General features: G+C 53.6%; 4 protein-coding genes and 2 pseudogenes. 4 read left to right on the top strand and 2 right to left on the bottom strand.

Annotated elements, in window-relative coordinates; all coding sequences use genetic code 11:
• The 3 genes and pseudogenes from znuA to lpxM form a co-directional block, all read left to right on the top strand.
• A pseudogene (gene znuA / locus AB7E14_RS19040) lies at positions 1-173 on the top strand (zinc ABC transporter substrate-binding protein ZnuA); the annotation flags it as partial.
• A gap of 15 nt (positions 174-188) precedes the next feature.
• Complete coding sequence (gene mepM, locus AB7E14_RS19035; RefSeq protein WP_216081374.1) at positions 189-1511, top strand: murein DD-endopeptidase MepM; 1323 nt, start codon at positions 189-191, stop codon at positions 1509-1511.
• 122 nt (positions 1512-1633) lie between these two features.
• A complete protein-coding gene (gene lpxM, locus AB7E14_RS19030; protein WP_043000364.1) occupies positions 1634-2605 on the top strand; it encodes a lauroyl-Kdo(2)-lipid IV(A) myristoyltransferase in 972 nt (323 codons plus the stop codon).
• Between the two features lie 44 nt (positions 2606-2649).
• Here the strand turns inward: lpxM and pyk are convergent, their stop codons facing one another.
• Both pyk and AB7E14_RS19020 read right to left on the bottom strand, forming a co-directional pair.
• Positions 2650-4092, bottom strand: a complete 1443-nt coding sequence (gene pyk / locus AB7E14_RS19025; protein WP_043000365.1) for a pyruvate kinase — start codon at positions 4090-4092, stop codon at positions 2650-2652.
• Between the two features lie 248 nt (positions 4093-4340).
• A complete protein-coding gene (locus tag AB7E14_RS19020) occupies positions 4341-5210 on the bottom strand; it encodes a MurR/RpiR family transcriptional regulator (protein WP_043000366.1) in 870 nt (289 codons plus the stop codon).
• 330 nt (positions 5211-5540) lie between these two features.
• Here AB7E14_RS19020 and AB7E14_RS19015 point away from each other — a divergent pair.
• A pseudogene (locus AB7E14_RS19015) lies at positions 5541-6187 on the top strand (glucose-6-phosphate dehydrogenase); the annotation flags it as partial.

The raw sequence follows: 6187 nt of genomic DNA, 5'->3' as shown, positions 1-6187 counted from the left end.
TTGCTGAGCCACAGTTCAGGCCAGCGGTCGTTGAAGCCGTTGCGAGAGGGACATCCGTTCGAATGGGAACGTTGGATCCCCTCGGGACAAACATCAAACTGGGTAAAACGAGCTATTCAGCGTTCTTGAACCAACTAGCGAACCAGTATGCGAGCTGCCTGAAAGGAGATTAATGAGGAAGTGAATACGTGCAACAGATAGCCCGCTCTGTCGCCCTGGCATTTAATAATCTGCCCAGACCCCATCGCGTTATGCTGGGGTCGCTTACTGTTCTGACACTGGCCGTTGCTGTCTGGCGGCCTTACGTTTATCACCCGGAATCTGCCCCCATTGTTAAAACGATCGAACTGGAGAAGAGCGAAATTCGTTCACTGCTCCCGGAGGCCAGCGAGCCTATCGATCAGGCGGCACAGGAAGATGAAGCCATTCCTCAGGATGAGCTGGACGACAAAACCTCGGGAGAAGCGGGCGTTCATGAATATGTCGTTTCGACGGGCGATACCCTCAGCAGCATTCTGAATCAGTACGGCATTGATATGGGTGATATCGCCCAGCTTGCCGCGTCCGATAAAGAGCTGCGTAATCTGAAGATTGGTCAACAGCTCTCCTGGACGCTGACCGCGGACGGCGATTTACAGCGTCTGACGTGGGAAATGTCGCGTCGCGAAACCCGTACCTATGACCGTACTGCGGCGAACGGCTTTAAAATGAGCGCGGAAACGCAGCAGGGCGATTGGGTAAACAGCCTGATGAAAGGCACCGTTGGCAACAGCTTCGTCGCCAGTGCGAAAGCTGCCGGGCTGACCAGCGCTGAAATTAGCGCGGTGATCAAAGCGATGCAGTGGCAGATGGACTTCCGCAAACTGAAAAAAGGCGATGAGTTCTCTGTGCTGATGTCTCGTGAAATGCTGGACGGCAAGCGTGAGCAGAGCCAGTTGTTGGGCGTGCGTTTGCGTTCAGAAGGTAAAGATTATTACGCTATCCGTGCCGAAGACGGAAAGTTCTACGACCGCAATGGTACCGGGCTGGCGAAAGGCTTCCTGCGTTTCCCGACGGCGAAACAGTTCCGCATTTCGTCTAACTTCAACCCGCGTCGAACCAACCCGGTTACCGGACGTGTCGCGCCACACAGAGGCGTGGACTTCGCGATGCCGCAGGGGACGCCGGTGCTGTCCGTGGGTGACGGTGAAGTCGTCGTGGCGAAACGCAGCGGTGCGGCTGGCTATTATGTGGCGGTGCGTCACGGTCGTACCTATACCACGCGCTATATGCACCTGCGTAAACTGCTGGTGAAACCGGGACAAAAGGTTAAACGTGGCGATCGTATCGCACTCTCCGGTAACACCGGACGTTCTACTGGCCCGCATCTTCACTATGAAGTCTGGATTAACCAGCAGGCGGTTAACCCGCTGACGGCGAAACTGCCGCGTACCGAAGGGCTGACCGGTAAAGATCGTACCGATTACCTGGCGCAGGTCAAAGAGGTTCTGCCGCAGTTACGCTTCGATTAATCACTCATGACTTCAAAGCCGGTACGCAGCGCGTGTGCCGGCTTTTTTATTTTGTGCGCGGCAGGGTGCGCCGCTACACTATCATCAGATTTACTTTTCGCGTCATCAGGCACTGGATAAGCATGGAAACAAAAAAAAATAATAGTGAGTACATCCCTGAGTTTGAGAAATCTTTTCGCCATCCGCGTTACTGGGGCGCATGGCTGGGCGTCGCGGCGATGGCGGGTATCGCCTTAACGCCTGCATCCTTTCGCGACCCGCTGCTGGCAAAACTGGGTCGTTTCGCCGGGCGTCTGGGTAAAAGCTCGCGTCGCCGGGCGTTGATTAACCTGTCATTGTGCTTTCCGGAACGTAGCGAAGCTGAGCGCGAGGCTATCGTCGATGAGATGTTTTCAACTGCGCCGCAGGCCATGGCGATGATGGCGGAACTGGCGATTCGCGGTCCGGAAAAAATTCAGTCGCGCGTTGACTGGGAAGGGCTTGAGATCATCGAGGAGATGCACCGCAACAACGAAAAGGTGATCTTCCTGGTGCCGCATGGCTGGGGTGTGGATATTCCGGCAATGTTAATGGCGTCTCAGGGCCAGAAGATGGCGGCAATGTTCCATAATCAGGGAAACCCGGTGTTTGATTACGTCTGGAACACGGTGCGCCGCCGCTTTGGTGGTCGCCTGCATGCGCGTAATGACGGCATCAAGCCGTTCATTCAGTCTGTCCGTCAGGGGTACTGGGGATATTATCTGCCCGATCAGGATCATGGTCCTGAACACAGTGAGTTTGTCGATTTCTTTGCCACCTATAAAGCGACGTTGCCGGCCATTGGTCGACTGATGAAAGTGTGTCGGGCGCGCGTCATTCCGCTGTTCCCGGTATACAACGGCGATACCCACCGGTTGACGATTCAGGTGCGCCCGCCCATGGACGATCTTCTGACCGCTGATGACAACACTATTGCCCGTCGAATGAATGAAGAGGTGGAAATTTTTGTTGGCCCGCATCCCGAGCAATATACCTGGATCCTGAAACTGCTGAAGACCCGCAAACCGGGCGAGATCCAGCCGTATAAGCGCAAAGATCTCTACCCCCTCAAATAAAAAAAGGCCTCTCACATGAGAGGCCTCTTTGTATCAGCCGTCGATTACTCGACGGTCAGAATACGCGTGGTATTGGTTGAGCCAATGGTGCTCATCACGTCGCCCTGCGTCACGATCACCAGATCGCCGGACACCAGGTAGCCTTTGTCACGCAGCAGATTCACCGCTTCGCTTGCTGCGACAACGCCTTCTGCCGCGCTGTCGAAATGCACCGGCGTGACGCCACGGTACAGCGACGTCAGGTTCAGCGTACGCTCATGTCGGGACATGGCGAAAATCGGCAGGCCGGAGCTGATGCGAGAAGTCATCAGCGCGGTACGACCGGATTCCGTCATGGTAATGATCGCGGTCACCCCCTTCAGGTGGTTTGCTGCGTACATAGCGGACATCGCAATCGCTTCTTCAACATTGTCGAACTGTACGTCCAGACGGTGTTTGGAGACATTGATGCTGGGGATTTTTTCTGCACCCAGGCAGACGCGCGCCATCGCCGCGACGGTTTCCGCCGGGTACTGGCCTGCCGCCGTTTCGGCTGACAGCATGACCGCATCGGTACCATCCAGCACGGCGTTCGCGACGTCCATCACTTCGGCACGGGTTGGCATTGGGTTGGTGATCATCGACTCCATCATCTGGGTCGCGGTAATCACCGCGCGGTTCAACTTACGTGCGCGACGAATCAACGTCTTCTGGATGCCGACCAGTTCCGGATCGCCAATCTCAACGCCAAGGTCGCCACGAGCGACCATCACCACGTCAGAAGCCAGAATGATGTCATCCATCGCATTCTGGTCGCAGACCGCTTCGGCACGCTCAACTTTGGCCACAATCTTGGCATCGCAGCCCGCATCACGCGCCAGGCGGCGAGCGTAGTTCAGATCTTCGCCGCAACGCGGGAAGGAGACAGCCAGATAGTCAACGCCAATCTGAGCGGCGGTCACGATATCGGCTTTGTCTTTTTCGGTCAGGGCTTCTGCGGAGAGACCGCCGCCCAGCTTGTTGATGCCTTTGTTGTTGGAGAGCGGGCCGCCCACGGTCACTTCCGTGAACACTTTCATACCCTGAACTTCCAACACTTTTAACTGCACGCGGCCATCGTCAAGCAGCAGAATGTCGCCAGGTACCACGTCTGCCGGCAGACCTTTGTAGTCAATGCCGACTTTTTCCTTGTCGCCTTCACCTTTACCCAGGTTGGCATCCAGGAGAAATTTGTCACCGATGTTGAGGAATACTTTGCCTTCTTTAAAGGTAGAGACGCGAATTTTTGGCCCCTGGAGATCACCCAGAATGCCTACGTGGCGTCCCAATCTGGCAGCGATCTCACGAACTTTATCCGCGCGCATTTTATGATCTTCTGGCGAACCGTGAGAGAAATTCATCCGCACGACGTTAGCACCAGCAGCGATAATCTTTTCAAGATTGTTATCGCGGTCGGTAGCCGGGCCTAATGTCGTAACGATTTTGGTTCTGCGAAGCCTTCTGGACATTTAATACTCCGTTGACTGAAACAACTAGGTGTTGCGTGAAAATTGATCCGGCAGTTCTGAAAAACCTGACCCCCGTCATACTTCTGGTTGCCTGTGCGTTGGCCTCCTTGCTCACCCCAGTCACTGATTTCAGTAAGCTCCTGAAGATTCGCTGCGTTGCCGCCTTTCCACAACTCGAATTACGTAGGGTCTACATAGCATAGCGAACAAAACCGGATGACGAATTTTAGTCGTACTTATTATTGCTATTAGCGGTCATTACTCTTGATGAGCAGTTCTTTATCAAAACGCGATTCCTTGAGCGCTTCTTTGACACGCTTCAAGTTATCTCTGAATTTTGCCCCACGGCGCAAAGTAAATCCCGTAGCCAGCACATCTATCACGGTCAACTGCGCAAGTCGAGAGACCATGGGCATATAAATGTCAGTATCTTCCGGTACATCGAGCGTAATTGCCAGCGTGGCTTCACGCGCCAGCGGCGTATCAGCGGAGGTTAACGCGATCACCATGGCATCGTTTTCGCGCGCAAGCTGCGCCAGTTCGACCAGACTCTTGGTGCGACCGGTATGCGAAATCAGCACGACCACGTCATCGTCACTACAATTCATACAGCTCATCCGTTGCAAAACGACGTCGTCGGAGTAGATAACGGGAACGTTGAAACGGAAAAACTTGTTCATGGCATCATGGGCGACGGCGGCGGACGACCCCAGGCCAAAGAAAGCGATTTTCTTGGCCTGCGTCAGTAAATCCACCGCGCGGTTGATCGCCGATTTGTCCAGCGACTGGCGAACGTGGTCAAGACTGGCCATCGCGGATTCGAAAATCTTGCCCGTATAGGATTCGACACTGTCATCTTCATCCACATTACGATTAACATAAGGGGTACCATTTGCCAGACTTTGTGCCAGATGCAGTTTAAAATCGGGGAAGCCCCGGGTTTCCATGCTGCGACAAAAACGGTTCACCGTCGGTTCACTGACGTTGGCTTCCTGCGCAAGCGTGGCAATACTGCAATGGATGGTCCGCTCGGGTGAGGCGATGATGACATCGGCGACTTTGCGTTCAGATTTGCTCAAATGTTCCAGTTGAGACTGGATCTTTTCCAGCATATTCATGATGTAGACTCAAGGAAATAACGATTTCAGTGATACAAGAAATCGAGAGGCAATTTTGGTAGATAGTACCCCTGCTAATCAGAGAAGGGGGCAAAATGGTCAGCAGAGTTGTTGTTTTTTTTCATAACATGATCAACATCGTGTTTTGACTCACCGTTATGCGTCGCAAACCAACGACAATTTTGACCAATTTGCGCCGTTAAGCGCCAACCGCACAGTGGGTTAAGCGTTTACGGTTTCCGGAATCACGTAAAAGCAGTACAGTGCACTGTAATAAAATTACAAGTAATGCCTGGCAAAGTACCAGGATAGCTAACTAAGGAGAATGACATGGCGGTAACGCAAACAGCCCAGGCATGTGACCTGGTCATTTTCGGCGCGAAAGGCGACCTTGCGCGTCGTAAATTGCTGCCTTCCCTGTATCAACTTGAAAAAGCCGGTCAGCTCAACCCTGAAACCCGCATTATCGGGGTAGGCCGTGCCGACTGGGATAAAGATGCCTACACGAAGGTGGTGCGCGAAGCGCTCGAAACCTTCATGAAAGAAAAGATTGATGAAGGATTGTGGGACACCCTGAGCGCTCGCCTGGATTTCTGCAATCTGGATGTGAACGATACCGCGGCGTTTACTCGTCTTGGGGCGATGCTCGATCAGAAAAACCGCACCACGATCAACTACTTCGCCATGCCGCCAAGCACGTTTGGCGCAATCTGTAAGGGACTGGGCGAAGCGAAACTGAATGCCAAACCGGCACGCGTGGTGATGGAAAAACCGTTGGGTACCTCACTGGCGACATCTCGCGAGATCAACGATCAGGTTGGCGAATATTTTGAAGAGTGCCAGGTTTACCGCATCGACCACTATCTGGGAAAAGAGACCGTTCTGAACCTGCTGGCGCTGCGTTTTGCCAACTCCCTGTTTGTGAATAACTGGGATAACCGCACGATCGATCATGTGGAAATCACCGTGGCAGAAGA

It is taken from the genome of Citrobacter sp., from assembly GCF_050252275.1.
GTDB lineage: Bacteria > Pseudomonadota > Gammaproteobacteria > Enterobacterales > Enterobacteriaceae > Citrobacter_A > Citrobacter_A amalonaticus.
Note: the sequence above shows the minus strand (reverse complement) of the source record. Positions and strands in the feature narration are given on the sequence as shown.